Origin of the sequence: Pseudomonas sp. JV449, from assembly GCF_032424295.1 — a bacterium.
In the GTDB taxonomy this organism is placed as follows: Bacteria; Pseudomonadota; Gammaproteobacteria; order Pseudomonadales; family Pseudomonadaceae; genus Aquipseudomonas; species Aquipseudomonas marginalis.
Genome location: NZ_VYKD01000032.1, coordinates 1 through 24,484 on the forward strand (window position 1 = coordinate 1; position 24,484 = coordinate 24,484).

Genomic DNA, 24,484 nt, shown 5'->3' on the forward strand with positions numbered 1-24,484 from the left:
TGGCGCGGCGGTTGGCGAACAGATAGGCACAGTGCGGCTTCGCCGCACCGAACACCGCCACGACTCGTGGGAGCGCGGTTTCAGTGCCGGCGCGCATGTCCATGGGCTCGGTGGCGAGCCAGATGGAATCGACGGGGATCATCGCAGGAGGTCTCGTAGGAAAGCAGAACCCGCCGCTGCATTTTCTGCTGGCCAACTCACCACGACTACACCTTTTGGRTGCGGCACTTCGATTCGGATCGTGGCAGGAAGGGCCTGATGCATCGGCACCGGCGGCGAAGTCTTGACCGGGCGGAAGGCAGTTTAAAGTGCCAGGTTTTTCTGCGCATGCACCCGAATCCATTTATGGACGAGGTTTGCATTGAGGTTGTGGGTCAAGGCGACATTGGCAATTGAAGTGTCAGGATGGGCGCACTCAGTAATGACCTGGGCCTTGAAGGACTTGGAATAGGAACGGCGTTCTTGTGGCATGGGCGTCCGCTTAAAAAGGCTAAAAATGGTGTCCACTTAAATTTAGGTGGACACCATCGCCTTAACCGATGGCATCAGGAAGATGTGTTGCTCGGACGGTTACGGAGGGGGCTTGCGCCCGATAGGGCCGTCAAAAACACTGCAAAACCCCAGCCCCAAAAAAAACGGAGTCCGAGGACTCCGCTTTTTTCACACCAGCCGGATCAGGCCAGTTTTTTGTGGCGCACACGGTGCGGCTGGGCAGCCGCTTCGCCCAAACGCTTTTTACGGTCCGCTTCGTACTCGGTGTAGTTGCCTTCGAAGAACACCGCTTGCGAGTCGTCTTCGTACGCCAGGATGTGGGTCGCGACGCGGTCAAGGAACCACCGATCGTGAGAGATCACAATGGCGGCGCCCGGGAAGTCCAGCAGGGCTTCTTCCAGGGAACGCAGGGTTTCAACGTCGAGGTCGTTGGACGGTTCGTCGAGCAGCAGGACGTTGCCGCCCTCTTTCAGGGTCAGGGCCAGGTGTAAGCGACCGCGCTCACCACCGGACAGGTCCTTGACGAACTTCTGCTGGTCGCCGCCCTTGAAGTTGAAACGGCCGACGTAGGTGCGCGACGGGATTTCATAGTTGCCGATGCGGATCTGGTCGGAACCGTCGGAAATTTGCTGGAACACAGTCTTGCTGCCATCCAGGTCTTCGCGGCTCTGGTCCACGCAGGCCAGTTGCACGGTTTCGCCGATTTCGATGCTGCCCGAATCCGGCGTTTCCTTGCCCATCAGCATGCGGAACAGGGTGGATTTACCCGCACCGTTACCACCAATTACGCCGACGATCGCGCCTTTTGGCATGGAGAACGACAGGTTGTCGATCAGCACGCGGTCGCCATAGCCTTTGCACACGTTCTTGAACTCGATGACCTTGTCACCCAGGCGCGGGCCGGCCGGGATGTAGATCTCGTTGGTTTCGCTGCGCTTCTGGAATTCCTGCGACTGCATTTCTTCGAAGCGTTGCAGACGGGCCTTGGATTTGGACTGGCGGGCCTTGGCGCCTTTGCGCACCCACTCCAGTTCTTCCTTCATGGCTTTTTCGTGGGCCGATTGCTGCTTGGATTCGGCGGCCAGACGGTCGGACTTGGCTTCGAGCCAACCGGAGTAGTTGCCCTCGTAAGGGATACCGGCGCCACGGTCGAGCTCGAGGATCCAGCCGGCAACGTTGTCGAGGAAGTAGCGGTCGTGCGTGATCGCAACCACGGTGCCCGGGAAATCGTGCAGGAAGTGCTCCAGCCAGGCGACGGAGTCGGCGTCCAGGTGGTTGGTCGGTTCGTCGAGCAGCAGCATGTCGGGAGCGGACAGCAGCAGGCGGCACAGGGCCACGCGGCGTTTTTCACCACCGGACAGGAACTCGACCTTGGCGTCCCACGCCGGCAGGCGCAGCGCATCGGCGGCGACTTCCAGCTGGCGCTCCAGGTTGTGACCGTCGCCGGCCTGCAGGATGGCTTCGAGCTTGGCTTGTTCAGCGGCCAGCTTGTCGAAGTCGGCGTCCGGTTCAGCGTAGGCGGCGTAGACCTCGTCCAGGCGGGCCTGGGCGTCCTTGATCACGCTGACGGCCTCTTCGACCACTTCACGCACGGTCTTGGTCGGGTCCAGGATCGGCTCCTGGGGCAGGTAACCGATGTTCAGTTCCGGCATCGGGCGGGCTTCGCCTTCGAACTCGGTGTCGACGCCGGCCATGATTTTCAGCAGCGTGGACTTACCCGAACCGTTGAGGCCGAGCACGCCGATCTTGGCGCCGGGGAAGAAGGACAGCGAAATGTTTTTCAGGATTTCCCGCTTCGGAGGGACAACTTTTCCCAGCCGATGCATGGTGAAGACGTATTGAGCCATGGTGAACCTAGCGTCAGTGACTGATGAATTAAGCGGGCGAAGCCCGTGCCAGGCCATGCGCCGCGCGGGCCGTTGACTATCATCAATGCCAGCGAGCGGAAAAAGCCTGAATGTCTGGGGCTGGAACGCCCCCGCGTAACCGGCAAAGCTACCTGAATGCGCTTGGTCAGTCCAGCCAAGCGGGGCTGGCACTTTGCCACAAGTCAAGGCATGCTAGCCGCCCTTCGGGCGTCCGGCTTATAGTGCACGTCGCGCGCCAGTCCAGCCAAACCGCAGGATCACAGCTTGTCCAAAGTCACGCCGCCAACGCCCTTGCGCGCCGCTCATGTAGCGCCGGGAACGCCCCTGCACGGCACCCTCAAAGGCGCATTGGCGACGCTTGTCCTCCTGCTGCTCGCGTTATTGTTCTGGCAACTGCTGGACCAGTTGCAGCAAAACCAGAAAAACCAACAGCAATACACCATCGACTACAGCGCCGACCTGGCTGAACAGATCAGCCTGAGCATGGCCCTGAGCGCAAAAATTGCCCTGAACCTGCTACCGATGGTCGAGCCGCCGCGCGACATCGAACAGCAACAGGCCTTGACGCGCACGTTGCAGCGTTCGCTGCCGGAACTGCGCAGTATCGCCCTGCTCGCGCCCAGCGGCGCGATGATCAGCGACAGCGCCAATGACAGCCAGGACAGCGCCTGGCTGGAAGAGCTGGTGCAGCGCAGCCACGGCCAACCCTACTACCTGAGCAATAACAACGACGGCACCCTCATCTATCTGCTGCTGCACCAGCCCAGCGGCGGCTCAAGGATGTACTGGGCGCTGCGCCTGGCACCCGAGTACCTGGTCAACCTGACCCGCCAGGACAGCCAGGGCCAACGGCCGATGTGGGCCATCGAGAACCGCCTGAACCACCGTGTGGTCAGCCGCGACAGCGGCATGCCGGCGCAATGGGGCGACGCCCTGACCCCGGATGACCTGAATAAAAGCGTGCTGGTCACGCCCCTGAGCAAAAGCGACTGGCAGTTGCGCGGGATGTTCGACCGCGCAGCCGTGCTGGAACAACTGCTGCCGGCGTTTATCGGTAAATGCCTGCTGGGCCTGGCCTTCTCGCTGATCCCCGTGATCGTGTTGCTGAATATGCGTCGCCGCCAGCGCCAGGTGCATGAAGGCCGGCGTCGGTATCAGGATATTTTCGAAGGCACCGGCGTCGCCCTGTGCGTACTTGACCTGTCGGGCCTGAATGCATTCTTTGGCAAGGTGAACTTGCAGACCCGCGAGCAACTGCACGCCTGGCTGCAAAGCTCCCCCGAGGAATGCCGGCAGTTGCTCACCGAACTGCGCATCACCGAGATCAACCAGGTGGCGGTGAGCCTGCTCAGAGTGGGCTCCTGCGAGGAAGCGTGGGAGCGGCTGATCGATGATTGCCCGCGCAACACCACGTCCATCGGACATCAGATACTCGAAGCGGTCCTGACCCAACAGAATCAGCTTGAGTTGGAAATCCAGCTCAAGGATGTAGCCGGCAACGAACAATACCTTTGGATGGTGATGCGCCTGCCGGAACAGCAGGACGACTTCAAGGCGGTGATCCTCAGCATCAGCGACATCACCAGCCGCAAGCTGATCGAACTGTCGTTGGTGGAACGTGAAAGCTTCTGGTCGGATGTGGTGCGTACCGTGCCCGACCACTTGTATGTGCAGGACGTGATCAGCCAGCGGATGATCTTCAGCAACCACCATCTGGGCCACACCCTCGGCTATACCAAGGCCGAACTGCAGCAAATGGGCGAGTATTTCTGGGAAATCCTGCTGCACCCCGAAGACGCCGAGCATTACCACGATTTGCGCCAGCAGCAACGCCAGGCCGGCTACGCGACGCAGTTGCACTGCCAGTTGCGCTTTCGCCATCGCAACAACCAATGGCGGCGCTTTGATATCCGCGAGCAGGCCCTGGCGCGGGACAAGTCGGCGCAAGTCACGCGCATCATCGGTGTGGCCAAGGACATCACCGACCAGATCGAAGCCAGCGAGTCCCTGCGCGACAGCGAAAAGCGCTACCGCATGCTGGCCGAAAGCATCAGCGACGTGATCTGCTCCACCGACAGCCAACTGGCCCTCAACTACATCAGCCCGTCGGTCAACGCCGTGCTGGGTTACGACGTGGACTGGGTATTCAAGAACGGCTGGCAGTCGATCATCGCCAACCCCCAGCAACTGACCGGCATCTATAGCTTGCTGGAACAGGTCAGCCGGGCGCTGGGCGATCCCGACGCGCTGAACAGACTCCGCGATCAAGTGCAGACCCAATTGTTCCTGTTCGACTGCCTGCGCGCCGACGGCCGCAAGGTGCCGATCGAGCTGCGCCTGGTGCTGGTATGGGATGAGCACGGCGCCTTCGAAGGCGTCCTCGGCGTGGGCCGCGATATCAGCCAGCAACGCCGCGCGGAAAAAGACCTGCGCATGGCCGCCACCGTATTCGAACACTCCACGTCGGCGATCCTGATCACCGACCCGGCCGGTTATATCGTGCAGGCCAACGAGGCGTTCAGCCGGGTCAGCGGTTATGCGGTAAGCGATGTACTCGACCAGTTGCCGAACATGCTCACCGTCGACGAACAACAGGAAGCCCACCTGCGCTATGTGCTCAAGCAATTGCACCAGCACAGCACCTGGGAAGGCGAAGTGTGGCTCAAGCGCCGTAACGGCGAGCACTACCCGGCCTGGGTCGGCATTACGGCGGTGTTCGACGACGAAGGCGACCTGGCCAGTTATGTGTGTTTCTTCAGTGATATCAGCGAACGCAAGGCCAGCGAACAGCGCATCCACCGCCTGGCCTATTACGACGCCCTGACCCACCTGCCCAACCGCACGCTGTTCCAGGACCGCCTGCACACCGCGCTGCAATCAGCCGAACGGCAGAAGTCGTGGGTGGTGCTGATGTTCCTTGACCTTGACCGTTTCAAGCCGATCAACGACTCCCTGGGCCACGCGGCCGGCGACCGCATGCTCAAGGAAATGGCGACCCGCCTGCTCGGCTGCGTGGCCGAAGACGACACCGTGGCACGCATGGGCGGCGACGAGTTCACGTTGCTGCTGCAACCGCGGGTCAACCGCGAAATGGCGCTGAACCGCGCGATCCATGTGGCCGAGCAGATCCTCGCCAGCCTGGTGAAGCCCTTCGTGCTGGAGGGTCGCGAGTTCTTTGTAACCGCCAGTATCGGCATCGCACTCAGCCCCCAGGACGGCAACGAGCTGAGCCAGTTGATGAAAAACGCCGACACCGCGATGTATCACGCCAAGGAACGCGGCAAGAACAACTTCCAGTTCTACCAGGCCGATATGAACGCCAGCGCCCTGGAACGCCTGGAACTGGAGAGCGACCTGCGCCACGCCCTGGAGCAGGACGAATTCGTGCTCTATTACCAGCCGCAGTTCAGCGGCGACGGCAAACGCCTGACCGGCGCCGAGGCGTTGCTGCGCTGGCGCCACCCACGCCGTGGCCTGGTGCCGCCGGGGGACTTCATTCCGGTGCTTGAAGAGCTGGGCCTGGTGGTGGACGTGGGCGACTGGGTGATCAGCGAAGCCTGTCGCCAGCTCAAGACCTGGCACCAGAACAAGGTGCGAGTGCCGAAAGTCTCGGTAAACATCTCCGCGCGGCAGTTCTCCGACGGCCAACTGGGCACGCGCATCGCCACCATCCTCAAGGACACCGGCCTGCCGCCGGCGTGCCTGGAGCTGGAGCTGACCGAAAGTATCCTGATGCGCGAAGTCAACGAAGCCATGCACATCCTCGACAGCCTGAAAAACCTGGGCCTGAGCATCGCGGTGGACGACTTCGGCACCGGTTATTCGTCCCTCAACTACCTCAAGCAATTCCCCATCGACGTGCTGAAAATCGACCGCACCTTCGTCGATGGCCTGCCCTCCGGCGAACAGGATGCACAAATCGCCCGCGCCATTATCGCCATGGCCCACAGCCTCAACCTGGCGGTGATTGCCGAAGGTGTGGAAACCCATGAGCAGCTGGACTTCCTGCGCGAGCATGGTTGCGACGAGGTGCAGGGGTATCTGTTCGGGCGGCCGATGCCGGCACATCGGTTCGAGGCGCAGTTCAGCAATGATGCGCTGTTCATGTTCGATTGAGCGGTGTGATGAGGCCGGCACATTCACCACCCATCCCGAGATGAGCCCCGCTTGTCCGCGACATGATGTCCTTTCATATGCCATCTAAAACCCATTGAGTTAGAATGCCCTCCTTTTCTGCCCCCGATCCTTGAGGACCGCCATGTTCAGCCGTGATTTGACTATTGCCAAGTACGACGCCGATCTCTTCGCCGCCATGGAGCAAGAAGCCGTGCGCCAGGAAGAGCACATTGAGCTGATCGCTTCGGAAAACTACACCAGCCCTGCGGTGATGGAGGCTCAAGGTTCGGTTCTGACCAACAAGTACGCCGAAGGCTACCCAGGCAAGCGCTACTACGGTGGCTGCGAGTACGTCGACGTGGTTGAGCAACTGGCCATCGACCGTGCAAAAGAACTGTTCGGCGCCGATTACGCCAACGTCCAGCCACACGCCGGCTCCCAAGCCAACAGCGCCGTGTACCTGGCCCTGCTGCAAGGCGGCGACACCATCCTGGGCATGAGCCTGGCCCACGGTGGTCACCTGACCCACGGCGCCAGCGTTTCCTCCTCCGGCAAGCTGTACAACGCCGTTCAATACGGTATCGATGCCAACGGCCTGATCGACTACGACGAAGTCGAGCGCCTGGCGGTCGAGCACAAGCCAAAAATGATCGTGGCCGGTTTCTCTGCCTACTCGCAGATCCTCGACTTCCCACGCTTCCGCGCCATCGCCGACAAGGTGGGCGCCTACCTGTTCGTCGACATGGCTCACGTAGCCGGTCTGGTCGCCGCTGGCGTCTACCCGAACCCTGTGCCTTTCGCTGACGTGGTGACCACCACCACCCACAAGACCCTGCGCGGTCCACGTGGCGGCCTGATCCTGGCGCGCGCCAACGCCGAGATCGAGAAAAAGCTGAACTCCGCCGTATTCCCGGGCGCCCAGGGCGGCCCACTGGAGCACGTGATCGCTGCCAAGGCGATCTGCTTCAAGGAAGCCCTGCAGCCTGAGTTCAAGACCTACCAGCAACAAGTGGTGAAAAACGCCAAGGCCATGGCCGGCGTGTTCATCGAGCGCGGTTTTGACGTAGTGTCCGGCGGTACTGAAAACCACCTGTTCCTGCTGTCCCTGATCAAGCAGGACATTTCCGGTAAAGATGCTGACGCTGCCTTGGGCAAAGCTTTCATCACCGTGAACAAAAACTCCGTGCCGAACGACCCACGTTCGCCGTTCGTGACTTCCGGCCTGCGCTTCGGCACCCCGGCTGTGACCACTCGTGGCTTCAAGGAAGCAGAGTGCAAGGAACTGGCCGGCTGGATCTGCGACATCCTGGCGGACCTGAACAACGAAGCCGTGATCGACGCGGTGCGTGAGAAGGTCAAGGCCATCTGCAAAAAACTGCCGGTATACGGCGCGTAATACAAAGAAGCCCACTGTAGGAGCGAGCTTGCTCGCGAAAAACGTCAACGATAACGCGTGCATCTTGGGTGCACGCGTTGCCTGTGAGTTCTTCGCGAGCAAGCTCGCTCCTACAGGTGGGCTTTTTTATGCCTGATAGACCCGCTCAAAGCCTTCTCGGATCTTGTCCTCCGGCAACTCATCGGCAATAAACACGATCACACTCTCCCGCGCCTCACCCTCGGCCCACTCGGTATCCCAGTCGAAACCATAGAGCTTGAGCACGCCCTGGAACACCATGCGGCGGTCTTCGCCGGCAATATTGAGCACGCCCTTGTAGCGCAGCAGCTGCTTGCCATGGTCTTCCAGCAGTTCGTTCATGAACTCACTGAGCCGGTCGATATCCAGTGGCTGGTCGGTGCGCAGCACCAGGCTGGATATACGGTCGATGGACGGCGCCTTGCTCACCGGGCGCAGGCTCATGCCGGCGTTGAGATTGAAGCCGCGCACATCGAGCAGTTCGGCCAGATCAATCTTGCCGTGCTCGACCACGCGAATCGGCGCGCGGCGGTTGATGCGTGTGAGGCGTTCACTGAGTGCTTCGAAGGTAGCGTCATCCACCAGGTCTCGCTTGCTCACCAGCAGCCGGTCGGCAAAACCGATCTGCGCCTGGGCGATGGTCTGGGTCAGGTGATGCTCGGCGTGGGCGGCGTCCACCAGGGTGATGATGCCGTCGAGGATGTAGCGTTCGCGCAGCTCCTCATCGATGAAAAAGGTCTGGGCCACCGGCGCCGGGTCGGCCAGGCCGGTGCACTCGATCACCAGGCGGTCGAAGGCGATCTCACCGCTGTCCAGACGCTCGAGCAGCAGATACAGGGCCTTGGTCAGGTCGGTGTGGATGGTGCAGCACACGCAGCCGTTGGACAGGGTCATGACTTGCACCGGTTCTTCGCCCAGCAATTGGGTGTCGATACCGGCGTCGCTGAATTCGTTTTCGATCACGGCAATTTTCAGCCCGTGCTCGGCCTTGAGCAGATGGCGCAGCAAGGTGGTCTTGCCCGCGCCGAGAAAGCCGCTGAGAACGGTGACTGGAATGGGAGAGGACAAAAGAAATTCTCCTTAAAGGAACACAGAAACAAATGTGGGAGGGGGCTTGCATCCGATAGCAGTGTGTCAGGCACTGATCTGTCACTGACACGCCGCTATCGGGGCAAGCCCCCTCCCACAGGGAGTTGCGTTAAATCAACAGCACTTGGGCCCACCCTTGCCGCCGTAACGGGCCTCCTGGCGTTCCCGGAAGAACGCCTTGTAGTCCATCATCGGCTTGTCCGGGTGCTTGGTTTGCATATGCTCGACGTACGTGTCGTAGTCGGGCATGCCGACCATCAGGCGCGCGGCCTGACCGAGGTATTTACCGAGGCGACTGATGTCATTGAACATGCTTGCAATCCTCGGTTAGGCGTCCGGTACTGCCTGGAACGGGGCTTCTTTATCCGTACGCTCTTTGTTGCCCCAGGCGGCGATGCCGACCTTGAGCGCATAGAACAGGATGCTGAACACCACGAACAGGAACAGCACAGTCAGCGTTGCGTTGGTGTAGGCGTTCCAGATCACGTGCTGCATCTGGTCCACGCTCTTGGCCGGGGCCAGGATCTGGCCGTTTGCCAGGGCATCACTGTACTTCTTCGCCAGCGACAGGAAGCCGATCGCCGGGTTGGCGTCGAACAGCTTGATGAAGCCCGCGGTGGTGGTGCAGATCAGCAGCCAGACCGCCGGCAGCATGGTCACCCAGATGTAGCGCTGGCGCTTCATTTTGATCAGCACAACAGTGGCGAGCATCAGCGCGATACCGGCCAGCATCTGGTTGGAGATACCGAACAGCGGCCACAAGGTGTTGATGCCGCCCAGCGGGTCGATCACGCCCTGGTACAGCAGGTAACCCCACATGGCGACGCAACCGGCGGTCGCGATCAGGTTGGCGGTCCAGGATTCGGTGCGCTTGAGCGCCGGTACGAAGGAGCCGAGCAAGTCCTGAAGCATGAAGCGACCGGCACGGGTGCCCGCGTCGACGGCAGTCAGGATAAACAGCGCTTCGAACAGGATCGCAAAGTGGTACCAGAACGCCATGGTGTTTTCACCCGGCAGCACACTGTGCAGAATCTGCGCGATACCCACCGCCAACGTCGGCGCACCACCGGCACGCGCGAGGATGGTGGTTTCACCGATGTCATGGGCCACGGCCGACAGCGCCTCGGGGGTAATTGCAAAACCCCAGCTGCTGACGGTTTGTGCCACGGTCACCACGTCAGTGCCGACGATTGCCGCCGGGCTGTTCATGGCGAAGTACACGCCTGGCTCAATCACCGAAGCGGCAACCATCGCCATGATCGCCACGAAGGACTCCATCAGCATGCCGCCGTAACCGATGTAACGGGCGTGGCTTTCACTGGCCAGCAGCTTGGGCGTGGTGCCCGAGGAAATCAGCGCGTGGAAGCCCGAGACCGCGCCACAGGCAATGGTGATGAACAGGAACGGGAACAGGCCGCCCTTCCATACCGGGCCGGTACCGTCGATGAACTGGGTCAGCGCCGGCATTTTCAGGTCGGGCATGGTCACCAGGATGCCGATCGCCAGGGCGATGATGGTGCCGATTTTCAAGAAGGTAGAGAGGTAGTCACGTGGCGCGAGGATCAGCCACACCGGCAGTACCGCCGCTACGAAACCGTAGCCGATCAGCATCCAGGTGATCTGGATCCCGGTGAAGGTGAAGGCCTTGGCCCAGACCGGATCAGCGGCGATCTGCCCGCCCAGCCAGATCGAACCGAGCAGCAACAGCACGCCGATGATGGAGATTTCACCAATGCGGCCCGGGCGGATGTAGCGCATGTAGATGCCCATGAACATCGCAATCGGGATGGTCGCCATCACCGTGAAGATGCCCCATGGGCTCTCGGCCAGGGCCTTGACCACGATCAGCGCCAGCACCGCGAGGATGATGATCATGATCAGGAAGCAGCCGAACAGCGCGATGGTCCCCGGGATACGCCCCATCTCTTCGCGCACCATGTCGCCCAGGGAACGGCCATTACGACGCGTGGACAGGAACAGGACCATGAAGTCCTGCACCGCACCGGCCAGCACCACGCCGGCAATCAGCCAGAGCGTGCCGGGCAGGTAGCCCATTTGCGCCGCCAGTACCGGGCCGACCAGGGGGCCTGCACCGGCAATCGCCGCAAAGTGGTGACCGAAAAGGATGTGTTTGTTGGTCGGCACATAGTCCAGACCGTCATTGTTGACCACTGCGGGGGTGGCCCGCCGTGGATCGAGTTGCATCACATTATTAGCGATGAACAAGCTGTAGTAGCGATAAGCGACCAGATAGATGGCCACGGCAGCGACCACGATCCACAAGGCGTTGATCGCCTCGCCTCGGCGCAAGGCCACTACGCCCAGGGCACACGCTCCTACGATTGCCAGCACCAGCCAGGGTAGGTGGCGTAGCAGGCTATTATTATTTTTCATTTTTATATTCCAGCCAGGGTGGACAGAAAGGACAGCCATCCGGAGTTTAGCGCTACTGGCCTTAAAGGCCACCCCCCTACGTTGGTCTAGAGCCTTGCAGAGGCAAAAAAAGCAGAAAAAACCACCCGATGATGGCGCAGGGCTACAATCCTTTTATCCACAGAGGGTTTCACCATGACCGAGCAAGCGTCTGATCGCCGTCGTTTTCGCCGGATCGCCTTTGATGCCAAGACCGAACTTCGGCAAAACGGCAACGAATGGCCGGTGCAATTGGTGGATTTGTCGCTCAAGGGCCTGTTGGCGCAACGGCCTGAAGGGTGGAAGGGAAATAAGGCGCTGCCGTTTGCGGTCGACATACGCCTGGATCCCAAGGCGCATATAAAGATGCAAGTACGGCTGACCCACGAAGCTGATGGCCAACTGGGATTTGTGTGCACAGACATCGACCTGGACTCGATCAGCCACTTGCGGCGGCTGATCGAGTTGAACCTGGGCGACCAGGAAGAGCTGGAGCGGGAGTTGGGCGCGTTGCTGGAGGTGTAACGGCTCAGGGAAACGCCGTACGTGCGGGAAATTCGCTTTCCATGTCCCAGTAGCCCTTCTTCTGACTTGAGGCGCCGTGCCACTGCCCGTCGACAAACCGATAAGTCTGATAACGGGTGGCAAAGTCATCCTCACCGTCGCCGTCCATAAATGACGACACCTGCAGCAGTTCATCCGCGCCGCCACTGGTTGGCGTCGCGATCGTCCACGCCGCCTTGCCCGTATGCGCCAGGGTCAGCGCCTGGACTTTGCCGTCGGCGCCCTGGTAACCCAGCGGGTTGAGTTGCTGCTTGCCAGGCAGCAACAGCTGCGTGGCAGGCCCGCTGTAGCTGCCCACGGGGGCGGTCTGGTCGATGGTCAAAAAATACACAGGTTCGGGCAGCCCTTTGATCGGGGCTTTCTCGACCTCGGCCAACGGGTAGCCGAGGTCTTCGTGGGCTATCACCTCGCCAGAGGCCGACACCCAGCGCACCTGGGCTTCGAGCAGTGGGTTGTCGACCAAGTCGCCGGGCTCGTCGAACGAGTCTTCATCCAGCCCGCTGCCCCAACTGTCCTTGTGCAGTTGGGGGCTGATGCGCTGGTCTTCGAGCACCTGCAGCACACTGCCATCTGGCGTCACCAGCGTTTGCGCCAGGCGATAGCCCGTTGGCAGCTCAGCCCAGACCATGGCGGGCAAGCCGGCCAAGGCGACAAACAGGGCGACTACACCCCAGCGATTCGATCGTTGCATGGCGTCCATCCCTGAATTATTCGAAAAGTGCATCCAACGCCTGTTCCAGGCGCGTGACTCCAATTACCTGCAATCCTGGCGGCATTTCCTTCGGCGCATTGCCCTTGGGCACGATCGCGCGTTTGAAGCCATGCTTGGCCGCTTCCTTCAAGCGTTCCTGGCCGCTGGGCACCGGGCGCACTTCGCCCGACAGGCCCACCTCACCGAACACCAGCAGGTCGTGGGGCAATGGCCGGTTGCGCAGGCTGGACATCACTGCCGCCATCAACGCCAGGTCGGACGCGGTTTCCAGCACCTTGACCCCGCCGACCACGTTGAGGAACACGTCCTGGTCGTGGGTCGGGATGCCGCCGTGACGGTGCAGCACCGCCAGCAGCATCGCCAGGCGGTTCTGATCCAGGCCCAGCGTGACGCGGCGTGGGTTGGCCAGATGGCTGTCATCCACCAGCGCCTGGACTTCCACCAGCATCGGCCGGGTACCTTCCCACGTCGCCATGACCACGCTGCCTGGGACTTCTTCCTGGGCACGGGTCAGGAAAATCGCCGATGGGTTGGAGACTTCCTTCAGCCCCCGGTCAGTCATGGCGAACACACCCAGTTCGTTCACCGCGCCGAAGCGGTTCTTCACCGCCCGCAGCAAGCGCAAGCGGCCATCGGACTCGCCTTCGAAATACAGCACGGTGTCGACCATATGCTCCAACACCCGTGGCCCGGCCAGCGCGCCCTCTTTGGTGACGTGGCCGACCAGGAAGATCGCCGTGCCGCTCTGCTTGGCGTAGCGCACCAGCAACGCCGCACTTTCGCGCACCTGGGACACGCCGCCCGGCGCCGACTGCAATTGCTCGGTGAAAATCGTCTGGATCGAGTCGATCACCATGACCTTGGGTTTTTCGATCCGGGCTGTGGCGATGATGCTTTCGATGCAGGTTTCGGTCATGACCCGCAGTTGGTCCTGGGGCAGGCCCAGGCGGCGCGCGCGCATGGCCACCTGTTGCTGGGATTCTTCGCCGGTGACGTACAGCGCCGGCATGCGGCTGGCGATGCTGCACAGGGTTTGCAGCAGGATCGTCGACTTGCCGATGCCGGGGTCGCCGCCGATCAACACCACCGAGCCGTCCACCAGGCCGCCACCCAGAACCCGATCCAGCTCGCCGGAAGCCGTCGAGAAACGCGGGATCTCTTCGACGCTGACTTCGGCCAGGGTCTTGATCTGCGCCTGCTGCCCGGTCCAACCGGCACGCCCGGTAGGGGCAGCGGCGCCGCCGCTTTCGATCATGGTTTCAGTCAGGGTATTCCACGCACCACACTCGGTGCATTGGCCGGCCCACTTGGGAAAGGTCGCGCCGCACTCCGTGCAGCCGTACATGCGCTTGGCCTTTGCCATTTGAGAACCTCCAACCGAAAAACCGCGATGATAGCTCAGCGCGACGCCGGGGTCCGGATTTCACCGCTGGCCAATCGTGAAGCACTATTGCCGACCGGGTCTTCGGCGTTGAGATCGGCGCCCTTGGCCTTGAGTTCGTCGAGCAACTCGATGCGCTTGAACAGCCCGGCATACATGGCCGCCGTCTGACCGGCACCGTTACGCTGGTCGGGGTTGCAGTCGGTGGCCAGCAGGCGCTGGGCGATTTTCAATTCGCCCTTGAAGATCGCGCCCATCAACGCGGTGTTGCCGCGCTTGTCCTGCACACAGGCGTCGGCGCCGGCGGCGAGCAAACGCTCCACGTAGGTACTTTCGCCATGGTAAGCAGCGAGGATCAGCGCGGTGTAGCCCTTGTCGTCCTGGGTGTTGAGGGGGAAGCCGGCGTCGATGAAGGTGTTGAGCATGTCGAGGTCGCCACGGCGGGCGGCGTCGAAGTAATAGTCCTGGAGCTGCGCCTTGAGCGCGACCGGGTCGGGCGACTCGGCATGGGCGACAAAGGCCAGCATGGCCATCAGTAAGCCGATAGAAATACGCATGGGTGCTCTCCTGCCAGAGGTCGACGCCCGCATGGGCATCGACCAAAACCAACATCAGTCAGTGAGTTTTTCGGCCAGCGCCTTCACGCGCGCCAGATCACCCTTGGCGACCTTGGCCACGCCGGTGCCGTACTCCGGATCAGCCTTGTAGAGGAACGACAGGATGATGTGCTTGCTCTCGTCATCGGTCGTGGCCAGGGAGCCGCCGAAGTTGTCGATCAAGTCCTGACGCTCTTTCTTGTTGTAGGAGCGATACAGATCGCCGGCCTGCTTGAAGTTCTGCTCACGCTGGATCTTCGCCTGCTGGGTGCTGCCCGACAGTGCCGTCTGGCTGTAGCGCGCGGTTTGCGGCTCTTCACGGTTTTCCAAGCGGCTTGGCTGGTAGTTCACGCCGCTGGTGGTCTTGCCGAAGTTCAGCGCGCCGTCCTGGTTCCCGTTGTTGACGGTCACCCGTGGGGCGTTGATCGGCAATTGCAGGGCATTGGCGCCCAGGCGATACATCTGCGTGTCGGCATACGAGAACACCCGGCCTTGCAGCAGGCGGTCCTCTGACGGCTCGATGCCCGGTACCAGGTTGGCCGGGGCCATGGCCACTTGTTCGGTTTCCTGGAAGACATTTGCCGGGTTGCGGTTCAGCACCATCTGCCCGACTTTGCGCTCGGGCACATTCGGCCAGATCTTGGTGGCGTCCAGCGGGTCGAAATCAAACTTGGCCAAGTCTTCCGGCTTGAGTACCTGCACATACAAGTCCCACTTGGGGAAGTCGCCCTTGTTGATATGGGTGACCAAGTCGTTGGTCATATGGCTGTAGTCACGCCCCTGCACTTCGCTAACTTGCTTGGGATCGAGGTTCTTGATGCCTTGCAGGCTCTTCCAGTGGAACTTGACGTAGTGCACTTCACCCTTGGCGTTGATCAACTTGTAGGCATGTACGCCATTGCCGTCCATTTCCCGATAACTGGCCGGAGTACCGGAGTCGGAATACAACTCGGTAAGTGTGCGAGTGGCCTCGGGAACATGGGAGAAGAAGTCGAAGCGACGGGAGTCATCATCCAGGTTAGTGCGCGGGTCCGGCTTGAAGGCGTGGACCATGTCGGGGAACTTGATGGCATCGCGGATAAAGAACGTCGGGAAGTTATTACCCACCAAGTCCCAGTTGCCATCGGCGGTATAGAACTTGGTGGCGAAGCCGCGCGGGTCACGCAGGGTTTCCGGGGAATGATTGCCGTGCACCACGGCGGAGAAGCGCACGAACACCGGGGTGGTTTCGCCAGCAGCGAAGACCTTGGCCTTGGTCAGGTCACTGAGGTTATCGGTGACGGTGAAGGTGCCATGGGCGCCGGTGCCACGGGCATGCACCACGCGCTCGGGGATGCGCTCACGGTCGAAGCGCTGCAGTTTCTGGATCAGTTGCACGTCCTGAAGCAGCACCGGGCCATTGGCGCCGGCGGTTTGCGAGTTCTGGTTGTCGCCGACGGCGGCACCGTTGTCACGGGTCAGGTTGGCGGCTTGTACAGAGAGGGAAAGCAGGCTGGCGGTCGCCAGTACCAGCACATGACGCGCCAATACCGGGCCGCGATTGATTGGATTCTTCATCAAGGTTTCCTCTGGTTTTTTTAATGCACATTCAGTTGTGCTTGCCAGAGGCTAGTGACCCGCGAGTCAGAAGATAAATAGAAAAACACCACCAGGTCGATTGAGAAAATAATGTGGTAAGCCGCTGAAATAGCGGGTATTTCGCGCGCGATTGGTGGCACTTTGCAAACTATTTGCGATTTAATGTGTCGATAAAAACTGACAGTGTTAGCAGCTGTATCAGGCAAGCCGGTTACGACTGACTTACACTGAGCGGCACCCTTCTCATCTGTAACAAGGAATAACCTATGGGCGTGATCAGTGAGTTCAAGGCCTTCGCGGTCAAAGGTAATGTGGTCGACATGGCCGTCGGTATCATCATCGGCGCCGCCTTCGGCAAAATTGTTTCCTCGTTTGTAGGCGATGTGGTGATGCCGCCCATTGGTCTATTGATCGGTGGCGTGGACTTTGGTGACCTGGCGATTACGCTCAAGGCGGCACAGGGCGATGTGCCTGCCGTGGTGCTGGCGTACGGCAAGTTCATCCAGAGCGTGATCGACTTTGTGATCGTCGCGTTCGCGATCTTCATGGGCGTCAAGGCCATCAACCGCCTCAAGCGCGAAGAAGCCGTAGCGCCTAGCCTGCCACCGACACCGAGCAAGGAAGAAGTGCTGCTGGGCGAGATTCGCGACCTGCTCAAGGCGCAGAACGACAAGCCGCTTTAACCCGGACCGGCTTGGAAAAAAGGCGCCTCCTTGAGGCGCCTTTTCATTACCAGTAGTTTTCCACTGCCACCTGCCCTGGCCGGCGGCTAAGGCTCAGTTGCATGTCGCGCTGCTTGAGCAACTGGCGAGTGTCATCCACCATCTGCGGGTTGCCGCAAATCAGCACGCGGGAATGTTCCGGGGTCAGCTCGACGCCGGCAGCACGCTCCAATTCTCCGTTTTCGATCGAGGTGGTAATACGCCCACTCAACGCCCCCGGATAATCCTCTCGGGTCACGATGGGGATGTAGGTCAGTTTGTGCGCATATTCTGCCAGGTACTCCCGCTCGCCCAACCCCTTGATCAGCGACTGGTACGCCAGCTCCCGGGCTTCCCGCGCGCTGTATACCAGGAGGATGCGCTCGAATTTCTCCCAGACTTCGAAGTCCTGCAGGATCGACAAAAACGGTGCCACCCCGGTGCCGGTGCCTAACATCCACAAGTCACGGCCATCGACGAAACGGTTCAGGGTCAGGAACCCGGTAGCCTGGCGCTCCACCATCAAGGTATCGCCCACCCGCAATCGGCTGAGCTCACTGGTGAATTCGCCGCCTGGGACAACAATCGAGAAGAAGTCCAAGTATTCATCAAACGGCGAGGACACCACGGAATACGCGCGCCACACCGTGCTGCCATCCGCCTTGCTGACCCCCAGGCGCACGAACTGGCCGGCGGTAAACCGGAACCCTGGGTCACGGGTGGTTCGCAGGGTAAACAGGCTGGGGGTCAGGGATTGCACATCGAGCAAGGTCTGGCGGGTAAATTTCTCAGCACTGGCCGTCATGGGGGACTCCGTTCTACAGGTGCCCTAGTGTCCCTCAAACTCGAGCCCGGAAACACCTATGGTTGGTAGTGGCATTATATAGGCACAAAATAATGGCAACCTAATATCAACTCTGATCAATTTGCTATTAGCCCCTTTATCAGCGCTACAAGCGCGCTCTAAGTTGAGCTGCTACAGGTGCTTCAACTGACTAAAAAATCGAAAAAAACAACTAAGCCCCTAGCTAAGCCCGCCGCGACCTTAGAGAAAATTTCTTAAACGCTGCCCTGCAAGAGCGAAAATTTCATCTCGCGATGTAGCTCATGTCCTACACTAATTTCCGTGCAGTGGGAGTTCAGGACGTATCCCATGTCATGCGGAAACCCATGGAGAGTTACCAATGGTCAACTGGCGCAATACCCGACTTCCCAAACTGGAAGGCGAGAGCGAGGTTACGACTCTTTTTGAGATGGCTGTCAACCACACCTACGCACTTGGCTTCCAATACTGTTCTTTTACGATGAGTTCTCAACTACCTAACAACCAAACGAAGCCTATTCGCCTCAACAACTATCCCGATGAGTGGAACAAACTGTATAACCAGGCCCACTTCTTTGAAGCTGATCCCGTGGTGGAACATTGCAAACGTTGTGTGCTGCCCCTTGTCTGGGAGGAAAAAACCTTTAAAGACTCACCAAGTTTATGGTCTTTAGCCCAATCTTTTGGTGTGCATTTGGGATGGACCCAAGCCGTGCATGATTTCCAGGGTGTGTTCAGCATGCTGACCCTTGGTCGCAGTGCAGGTGAAGTGACCCCGCAGGAGCTTTATGAAAAAGCCGGCCAGGTGCTGTGGCTGTGCCATGCGATGCATGCGGTCGTCGCGAAGACTTACGCACACAAGCCCAGCATTAACCCTGCAAACAAATTAACCCCGCGCGAAACCGAAATCCTCAAGTGGTCAGCCATGGGCAAGACCGCCGCGGACATTGCCGCCATCCTGTGCCTGTCCGAACGTACGGTGGGCTTTCATATCTGCAGTTGCTTCAAAAAGCTGGGAGTCAACAACAAGATCGCCGCCGTGCTCTGCGCTTCGAAAGCGGGGTTGTTTTAATCAGCGTTGAAACACCGCATGTAATCCCTCAGGAAAAAAAGTAACATTTACGACCCATTCTGAGTGCTGGGCTGTCCCCACGGGGTGCCGCCCGCTGTTCACTCAGACGGTTCCGCAGCCGACTGCCGAACACCCATCGATGACCCAGAGCCTCCCTCGCCATGCCCCTGCTCGACAGCCCCTTCGCCCAGCTCGATCTGATCCGCCAGCCAGAGCAACATAACGATCCGCTGCAAGCCTTCGACGCCGCCGACGAGTACCTGCTCAGCTACCTGGCTGAACAGCAACCGAGCGCTGCGACCCGCGTGCTGGTGCTCAATGACAGCTTCGGCGCCCTGGCTGCGAGCCTGGAAGGCCGGGTGCAGGTGACCTCCAGCGGCGACTCGTTCCTGGCCGCCCTGGGCCTGGATAAAAACCTGGTACGCAATGGCAAGGCCTTTGACGCCGTGCCGTTCATCCCCGCCAGCGAGGTGCCCAGCGGGCCGTTCGACCGGGTGCTGATCCGCGTCCCCAAGACCCTGGCATTGCTGGAAGAACAACTGATCCGCCTGCAAGGCCAACTGGCGCCGGGTGCCGAAGTGATCGCCGCAGCGATGGTCAAGCACCTGCCCCGGGCGGCCGGTGAGTTGCTGGAGCGCTATATCGGGCCGATGCACGCCTCCCTGGCGGTGAAGAAGGCGCGGTTGCTGATCGCGACACTGGCCGACCGCCCCACGGCGGTCTCGCCCTACCCGACGCGCTACACCCTGGACGCGCCGGCTATCGAACTGCTCAACCATGCCAACGTGTTCTGCCGTGAAGGCCTGGACATCGGCACCCGCGCCTTCCTGCCGCACCTGCCCGACAACCTGGGCAGTGCCCGCGTGGCGGACCTGGGTTGCGGCAACGGGGTATTGGCGATTGCCAGCGCCCTGCAAAACCCCGACGCCCAGTACACCTTGGTGGACGAGTCCTATATGGCCGTGCAATCGGCCCTTGAGAACTGGCACGCCGCCCTCGGCGATCGGGAGGTGACAGTACGCGCCGGCGACGGCCTGGCCGGCCAGGAGCCGGACTCCCTCGACGTTGTGCTGTGCAACCCGCCGTTCCACCAGCAGCAGGTGGTCGGCGACTTCCTCGCCTGGCGCATGTTCCAGCAGGCGCGGGAGGCATTGGTGGTCGGCGGCGCCCTGTATATCGTCGGCAACCGTCACCTGGGTTATCACAGCAAGTTGGCGCGCTTGTTCCGTGGCGTAGAGCAGGTCGCTGCCACGCCCAAGTTCGTGATTCTCAAAGCGCGCAAATAAAAAAAGCCCTGCCCTTCCAAAAGAAGAGCAGGGCTTGCCCTCAAGTTAACAGGCAGCGGGCCGCGAAGCCCGGATCGGGATGTCAGTGGGTGGTCAGGCCGGCCGCATTCATGAACATGCGCATCAGGCTGGCCACCACGAACAGGGCCAGCACACTGCCGGTCCAGATCATCGCCAACCAGCCGAGGCGCCGCCACAGCGGCTGTTTCTCGGCCTGTTCGATCTCGTGCAACGTAGGTTTGCCGGACATGCAACGACCCTCCTAGTGATAGCCGTCTTCGTGGGTGACCTTGCCGCGGAACACGTAGTAGCTCCAGAAGGTGTAGCCCAGGATGAACGGAATGATGAACAAGGTGCCCACCAGCATGAAGCCTTGGCTCTGCGGCGGCGCAGCGGCATCCCAGATCGACACGGATGGCGGGATGATGTTCGGCCACAGGCTGATCCCCAGGCCGCTGTAGCCGAGGAAGATCAGCACCAGCGTCAGCAGGAACGGCGTGTAGTGGGCATTCCGCGCCACGGCGCGGATCAACCCGTACATGGTCACCAGCACCAGGATCGGTACCGGCAGGAACCAGAACAGGTTCGGCAGGGTGAACCAGCGCGAGGCGATTTCCGGGTGCGACAGTGGCGTCCAGAGACTCACGATGCCGATCACGGCCAACACCACGAAGGCCAATGGCCGCGCCAGGTTGTGCATCTTCTCCTGCAACGGGCCCTCGGTTTTCATGATCAGCCAGGTGCAACCGAGCAAGGCATAGGCCACGATCAGCGCCACGCCGCAGAACATCGTGAACGGCGTGAGCCAGTCCAGCGAGCCGCCGGCAAACTGGCGATTGACCACCGGGATCCCGTCGATAAACGCCCCCAGCGCCACGCCCTGGAAGAACGTGGCCGCCAGCGAACCGCCGATAAACGCCTTGTCCCACAGGTGACGCTTGTGGTCCTTGGCCTTGAAGCGGAACTCGAAAGCCACGCCACGAAAGATCAGCCCCACCAGCATCAGGATCAGCGGCAGGTACAGCGCCGACAACACCACCGAATAGGCCAGCGGGAACGCGCCGAACAACGCCGCGCCGCCCAGCACCAGCCAGGTTTCGTTACCGTCCCAGACCGGGGCCACGGTGTTCATCATCACGTCACGGTCGGTCTTGCCCGGGATAAACGGGAAGAGGATGCCGATGCCCAGGTCGAAGCCGTCCATGACCACGTACATCATGATGCCGAAGATGATGATCACGGCCCAGATCAGCGGAAGATCAATACCCATCTCAATTCCCCTTGTGCTGGATGTGGGCGTGGTCGTCATCGCTGCCATCATCGGCGGCGGACAACGGACGGGCCGGTGTGCGTTTCTGGCCAGGGCCACCGTGGGTCGGTTCCGTGCCTTCGTGGGTCACCGGGCCTTTGCGCACCAGGCGCATCATGTAGCCCAGGCCGGCGCCGAACAGCGCGAAGTACACCACCACGAACAACACCAGGGTGATCGTCATCTGCGCCAGGCTATGCCCGGAAGAAGCATCCGCCGTGCGCATCAACCCGTAGACCACCCACGGCTGGCGGCCGATTTCAGTGGTGAACCAACCGGCGAGAATCGCGATCAGGCCAGACGGCCCCATCCACAGCGCCAGGTACAGGAACGGCCTGGACGTGTACATCTTGTCGCCCCGGCGCAGCCAAAGGCTGAACAGGCCGGTGAAGATCATCAGGAAACCCAGGCCGACCATGACCCGGAACGACCAGAATACGATGGTCGAATTCGGCCGGTCTTCCGGCGGGAATTCCTTGAGCGCTGGCACCTGTTTGTCCAGGGAGTGGGTCAGGATCAGGCTGCCCAGGTACGGAATCTCCACCGCATACTTGGTTTTTTCGGCCTTCATGTCCGGCCAACCAAACAGGATCAGCGGCGTTGGCTCATTGCCTTTGTTTTCCCAGTGGCCTTCAATCGCGGCAATTTTCGCCGGCTGGTGCTCGAGGGTGTTGAGGCCATGGAAGTCGCCGATCACCGCCTGGATAGGCGCCACGATCAGGGCCATCCACATCGCCATCGACAACATTTTGCGGATCGCCGGGTTGTCCTTGCCGCGCAGCAAGTGCCAGGCCGCCGAGGAGCCGACGAAGAACGCGGTGGCCACGAACGCCGCCGTCGCCATGTGCATCAGGCGGTAAGGGAACGACGGGTTGAAGATCACCGCCAGCCAATCGGTAGGAATCACGCGGCCGTCGATGATTTCAAAGCCTTGCGGCGTCTGCATCCAGCTGTTAGACGCCAGGATCCAGAAGGTCGAGATCAACGTACCGACGGCCACCATCACGGTGGAGAAGAAGTGCAGCTTGCGCCCCACCTTGTTCCAGCCGAACAGCATCACGCCGAGGAAACCGGCTTCCAGGAAGAAGGCCGTAAGCACTTCGTACGTCAGGAGCGGCCCGGTCACGGCGCCGGCGAAGTCCGAGAAGCGGCTCCAGTTGGTGCCGAACTGGTAGGCCATGACCAAACCGGAGACCACGCCCATGCCGAAGTTGACGGCAAAGATCTTCGACCAGAAATGGTAGAGGTCACGGTAGGTATCGTTGTGGGTCTTGAGCCACAAGCCTTCCAGCACCGCGAGGTAACTGGCCAGGCCGATGGTGATCGCCGGGAACAGGATGTGGAATGAGATGGTGAACGCGAACTGAATTCGGGCGAGATCTAGCGCCTCCAAACCGAACATAAGTCTTCCTCTGTCAGGTAATACCGGCTGCTGGCGGGAGCCTGCACCCACTGCCCCCACGGATATGGAGTCTGGCGAATTTCAATTCGTTTCTTTTTTTAACCAGCCACGCAGGGAATCGGGCCTTGCGGCCACCAGAACAAATTCTGAAATGACTTTGATCTGGGTCAATCACAGTGAAAAGAGTAGTCCCATTTTCACGGCTGGCCTGTGTGGTCTTTTGCCGCGTGACAGCTTGCCTCAGCCTTCTTCTCGCAACTAATTGTTACAGCTTGATGCTAATCTGCCCCTTCCCTCCGGCCTTGACCTGAATTTCCGATGCCCAGTGAACCCACGTTGCTGTTACGTCACCACCGCCCTTTCATTGCGTTCTGGCTGGCACGGATCTTCACCGCCAGCGGCTTCCAGATGCTTACCGTGGCCATTGGTTGGAACCTCTACCAACTCACCGGCAACGTGCTCGACCTGGGGCTGGTCGGTCTGGTGGAGTTCGTGCCGCGCGTGCTGTTCATGCTGCACACCGGGCATGTGGCCGACCGCTATGAGCGACGCAAAGTCGCGGCCATCTGCCAGACCGTGCAGGCGCTGATTGCCCTTTCCCTGGCCATCGGCGGCCTCACCGGCAACGTGACCCGCGAGATGATCTTTATCCTCGCCTTCCTGCTCGGCGCCGCGCGCTCGTTTGAAATGCCCACCACCCAGGCCCTGCTGCCGAGCATCGTGCCCAGTGCGCTGTTCCCGCGTGCGGTGGCCTCGTCGCAGTCGGCCCAGCAACTGGCAACCATTGTCGCCCCGGCCCTCGGTGGTTTGCTATACGCCTTCGGCAGCGTCTGGGTGTATGGGCCCACGGTGGCGCTGTACCTCATTGCCTGTGTGCTGACCCTCAACCTGCCCGCCCGCCAGACCCCGCTCAACAAAGGCAAGGCCACCCTCGATTCACTGCTGGCCGGCATCCGCTTTATCCGCAGTCGCCCGGACATCCTCGGGGCGATTTCCCTCGACCTGTTCGCCGTGCTGCTGGGCGGCGCCACCGCGTTGCTGCCGGTGTTCGCCAAGGACATCCTGCTGACCGGCGCCTGGGGCCTGGGCCTGTTGCGCTCGGCGCCGGCGGTGGGCGCGTTGTTGATGTCGTTGTGGCTGGCGCGCTTTTCGGTAGATCGGCAGGTGGGCCGGGTGATGTTCACCGCCGTCGGCGTATTCGGCGTGGCAACCATCGCCTTCGGCCTGTCCACCTCGTTCTGGTTTTCCCTGGCGGTGCTGGTGGTGCTGGGCGCGGCGGACATGATCAGCATGGTGATCCGTGCGTCCTTCGTGCAGTTGGAGACGCCGGATGAAATGCGCGGGCGGGTCAGTGCGGTCAATGGTCTGTTTATCGGCGCGTCCAACCAATTGGGCGAGTTCGAATCGGGGATTACCGCCCATTGGTTCGGCACCGTGCCCGCCGTGGTCATGGGCGGGATCGGTACGCTGGTGGTGACCGGGGTGTGGATCAAACTGTTCCCGACCCTGGCGAATCGGGATCGTATGCATGTGCCGGTGGAAGAGAAAAGCACTTAGGCACGGATGCAGGCCGAAGATGGAACGCGTTCTTAAGTTGGGGTCACGTAAGGGTTACAACATTACTGGAATAATCCGGTGCTAACCAAATACCTTTCGACGGGCCCTCAGT

General features: G+C 60.8%; 20 protein-coding genes. 7 read left to right on the top strand and 13 right to left on the bottom strand.

The window, feature by feature from the left end:
* Positions 1-303 precede the first annotated feature (303 nt).
* Both F6S08_RS31645 and ettA read right to left on the bottom strand, forming a co-directional pair.
* The gene (locus F6S08_RS31645) at positions 304-471 is read right to left on the bottom strand and encodes a transposase (RefSeq protein ID WP_409999781.1); all 168 of its coding nucleotides are present in this window, start codon (positions 469-471) and stop codon (positions 304-306) included.
* 203 nt (positions 472-674) lie between these two features.
* Positions 675-2,339 (bottom strand): energy-dependent translational throttle protein EttA, encoded by a 1,665-nt coding sequence (gene ettA / locus F6S08_RS27715; protein WP_065925348.1) that lies wholly within the window; start codon positions 2,337-2,339, stop codon positions 675-677.
* 285 nt (positions 2,340-2,624) lie between these two features.
* Between ettA and F6S08_RS27720 the strand changes: the two genes are divergently transcribed.
* The gene (locus F6S08_RS27720; RefSeq protein WP_065925349.1) at positions 2,625-6,476 is read left to right on the top strand and encodes a bifunctional diguanylate cyclase/phosphodiesterase; all 3,852 of its coding nucleotides are present in this window, start codon (positions 2,625-2,627) and stop codon (positions 6,474-6,476) included.
* Positions 6,477-6,618: 142 nt separating this feature from the next.
* Positions 6,619-7,872 carry a serine hydroxymethyltransferase gene (gene glyA / locus F6S08_RS27725; protein ID WP_017528864.1) on the top strand — a complete coding sequence of 418 codons (1,254 nt, stop codon included), beginning with the start codon at positions 6,619-6,621 and terminating at the stop codon, positions 7,870-7,872.
* Positions 7,873-7,998: 126 nt separating this feature from the next.
* Here glyA and yjiA read toward each other — a convergent pair whose 3' ends face one another.
* The 3 genes from yjiA to F6S08_RS27740 all read right to left on the bottom strand — a co-directional run bounded on the left by yjiA (position 7,999) and on the right by F6S08_RS27740 (position 11,373).
* Positions 7,999-8,958: a GTPase gene (yjiA, locus tag F6S08_RS27730; protein ID WP_065924175.1), complete on the bottom strand. Its 960-nt coding sequence runs from the start codon at positions 8,956-8,958 to the stop codon at positions 7,999-8,001.
* A gap of 135 nt (positions 8,959-9,093) precedes the next feature.
* Positions 9,094-9,291 carry a YbdD/YjiX family protein gene (locus F6S08_RS27735; protein ID WP_003176208.1) on the bottom strand — a complete coding sequence of 66 codons (198 nt, stop codon included), beginning with the start codon at positions 9,289-9,291 and terminating at the stop codon, positions 9,094-9,096.
* Between the two features lie 15 nt (positions 9,292-9,306).
* Positions 9,307-11,373 (bottom strand): carbon starvation CstA family protein, encoded by a 2,067-nt coding sequence (locus tag F6S08_RS27740; protein WP_315872635.1) that lies wholly within the window; start codon positions 11,371-11,373, stop codon positions 9,307-9,309.
* 174 nt (positions 11,374-11,547) lie between these two features.
* Here F6S08_RS27740 and F6S08_RS27745 point away from each other — a divergent pair, with 174 nt between their 5' ends.
* Positions 11,548-11,916, top strand: coding sequence for a PilZ domain-containing protein (locus F6S08_RS27745; protein ID WP_065924174.1), 369 nt, complete (start codon positions 11,548-11,550; stop codon positions 11,914-11,916).
* A gap of 4 nt (positions 11,917-11,920) precedes the next feature.
* Here the strand turns inward: F6S08_RS27745 and F6S08_RS27750 are convergent, their stop codons facing one another.
* The 4 genes from F6S08_RS27750 to katB are packed head-to-tail and all read right to left on the bottom strand — an operon-like array spanning position 11,921 to position 16,201.
* The gene (locus tag F6S08_RS27750; protein WP_315872636.1) at positions 11,921-12,646 is read right to left on the bottom strand and encodes a hypothetical protein; all 726 of its coding nucleotides are present in this window, start codon (positions 12,644-12,646) and stop codon (positions 11,921-11,923) included.
* A gap of 16 nt (positions 12,647-12,662) precedes the next feature.
* Positions 12,663-14,030, bottom strand: a complete 1,368-nt coding sequence (radA, locus tag F6S08_RS27755) for a DNA repair protein RadA (RefSeq protein ID WP_053137919.1) — start codon at positions 14,028-14,030, stop codon at positions 12,663-12,665.
* Positions 14,031-14,065: 35 nt separating this feature from the next.
* Entirely contained in the window at positions 14,066-14,605 is a 540-nt protein-coding gene (locus tag F6S08_RS27760; protein WP_065947670.1) for an ankyrin repeat domain-containing protein, read from the bottom strand.
* 54 nt (positions 14,606-14,659) lie between these two features.
* On the bottom strand, positions 14,660-16,201 hold the full coding sequence (katB, locus tag F6S08_RS27765; protein ID WP_065947669.1) for a catalase KatB: 1,542 nt from the start codon (positions 16,199-16,201) through the stop codon (positions 14,660-14,662).
* Positions 16,202-16,488: 287 nt separating this feature from the next.
* Between katB and mscL the strand changes: the two genes are divergently transcribed.
* Complete coding sequence (gene mscL / locus F6S08_RS27770; protein ID WP_053137928.1) at positions 16,489-16,905, top strand: large-conductance mechanosensitive channel protein MscL; 417 nt, start codon at positions 16,489-16,491, stop codon at positions 16,903-16,905.
* 46 nt (positions 16,906-16,951) lie between these two features.
* On the opposite strand, the gene F6S08_RS27775 is transcribed toward mscL, so the two are convergent.
* Positions 16,952-17,728: a ferredoxin--NADP reductase gene (locus F6S08_RS27775; RefSeq protein WP_065924171.1), complete on the bottom strand. Its 777-nt coding sequence runs from the start codon at positions 17,726-17,728 to the stop codon at positions 16,952-16,954.
* A 379-nt stretch (positions 17,729-18,107) separates the two neighbouring features.
* On the opposite strand from F6S08_RS27775, the gene F6S08_RS27780 reads away from it, so the two are divergent.
* Entirely contained in the window at positions 18,108-18,818 is a 711-nt protein-coding gene (locus F6S08_RS27780; RefSeq protein ID WP_315872637.1) for a LuxR family transcriptional regulator, read from the top strand.
* Between the two features lie 161 nt (positions 18,819-18,979).
* The gene (locus tag F6S08_RS27785; protein ID WP_065924169.1) at positions 18,980-20,104 is read left to right on the top strand and encodes a methyltransferase; all 1,125 of its coding nucleotides are present in this window, start codon (positions 18,980-18,982) and stop codon (positions 20,102-20,104) included.
* An 82-nt stretch (positions 20,105-20,186) separates the two neighbouring features.
* Here the strand turns inward: F6S08_RS27785 and F6S08_RS27790 are convergent, their stop codons facing one another.
* The 3 genes from F6S08_RS27790 to F6S08_RS27800 are packed head-to-tail and all read right to left on the bottom strand — an operon-like array spanning position 20,187 to position 22,815.
* The gene (locus F6S08_RS27790) at positions 20,187-20,354 is read right to left on the bottom strand and encodes a DUF2474 domain-containing protein (protein ID WP_010562540.1); all 168 of its coding nucleotides are present in this window, start codon (positions 20,352-20,354) and stop codon (positions 20,187-20,189) included.
* A gap of 12 nt (positions 20,355-20,366) precedes the next feature.
* Positions 20,367-21,374, bottom strand: coding sequence for a cytochrome d ubiquinol oxidase subunit II (gene cydB / locus F6S08_RS27795; RefSeq protein WP_027605307.1), 1,008 nt, complete (start codon positions 21,372-21,374; stop codon positions 20,367-20,369).
* A gap of 1 nt (position 21,375) precedes the next feature.
* Entirely contained in the window at positions 21,376-22,815 is a 1,440-nt protein-coding gene (locus F6S08_RS27800) for a cytochrome ubiquinol oxidase subunit I (RefSeq protein ID WP_027605306.1), read from the bottom strand.
* A 318-nt stretch (positions 22,816-23,133) separates the two neighbouring features.
* Here F6S08_RS27800 and F6S08_RS27805 point away from each other — a divergent pair, with 318 nt between their 5' ends.
* Positions 23,134-24,372: an MFS transporter gene (locus tag F6S08_RS27805; RefSeq protein WP_065924168.1), complete on the top strand. Its 1,239-nt coding sequence runs from the start codon at positions 23,134-23,136 to the stop codon at positions 24,370-24,372.
* Positions 24,373-24,484: the final 112 nt, after the last annotated feature.

Coding starts and splice junctions, on each gene's coding strand:
- F6S08_RS31645 (WP_409999781.1), bottom strand. CDS start 471: ATGCCACAAGAACGCCGTTCCTATTCCAAGTCCTTCAAGGCCCAGGTC.
- ettA (WP_065925348.1), bottom strand. CDS start 2,339: ATGGCTCAATACGTCTTCACCATGCATCGGCTGGGAAAAGTTGTCCCT.
- glyA (WP_017528864.1), top strand. CDS start 6,619: ATGTTCAGCCGTGATTTGACTATTGCCAAGTACGACGCCGATCTCTTC.
- F6S08_RS27735 (WP_003176208.1), bottom strand. CDS start 9,291: ATGTTCAATGACATCAGTCGCCTCGGTAAATACCTCGGTCAGGCCGCG.
- F6S08_RS27740 (WP_315872635.1), bottom strand. CDS start 11,373: ATGAAAAATAATAATAGCCTGCTACGCCACCTACCCTGGCTGGTGCTG.
- F6S08_RS27745 (WP_065924174.1), top strand. CDS start 11,548: ATGACCGAGCAAGCGTCTGATCGCCGTCGTTTTCGCCGGATCGCCTTT.
- F6S08_RS27750 (WP_315872636.1), bottom strand. CDS start 12,646: ATGCAACGATCGAATCGCTGGGGTGTAGTCGCCCTGTTTGTCGCCTTG.
- radA (WP_053137919.1), bottom strand. CDS start 14,030: ATGGCAAAGGCCAAGCGCATGTACGGCTGCACGGAGTGCGGCGCGACC.
- F6S08_RS27760 (WP_065947670.1), bottom strand. CDS start 14,605: ATGCGTATTTCTATCGGCTTACTGATGGCCATGCTGGCCTTTGTCGCC.
- katB (WP_065947669.1), bottom strand. CDS start 16,201: ATGAAGAATCCAATCAATCGCGGCCCGGTATTGGCGCGTCATGTGCTG.
- mscL (WP_053137928.1), top strand. CDS start 16,489: ATGGGCGTGATCAGTGAGTTCAAGGCCTTCGCGGTCAAAGGTAATGTG.
- F6S08_RS27775 (WP_065924171.1), bottom strand. CDS start 17,728: ATGACGGCCAGTGCTGAGAAATTTACCCGCCAGACCTTGCTCGATGTG.
- F6S08_RS27780 (WP_315872637.1), top strand. CDS start 18,108: ATGGTCAACTGGCGCAATACCCGACTTCCCAAACTGGAAGGCGAGAGC.
- F6S08_RS27785 (WP_065924169.1), top strand. CDS start 18,980: ATGCCCCTGCTCGACAGCCCCTTCGCCCAGCTCGATCTGATCCGCCAG.
- F6S08_RS27790 (WP_010562540.1), bottom strand. CDS start 20,354: ATGTCCGGCAAACCTACGTTGCACGAGATCGAACAGGCCGAGAAACAG.
- cydB (WP_027605307.1), bottom strand. CDS start 21,374: ATGGGTATTGATCTTCCGCTGATCTGGGCCGTGATCATCATCTTCGGC.
- F6S08_RS27800 (WP_027605306.1), bottom strand. CDS start 22,815: ATGTTCGGTTTGGAGGCGCTAGATCTCGCCCGAATTCAGTTCGCGTTC.
- F6S08_RS27805 (WP_065924168.1), top strand. CDS start 23,134: ATGCCCAGTGAACCCACGTTGCTGTTACGTCACCACCGCCCTTTCATT.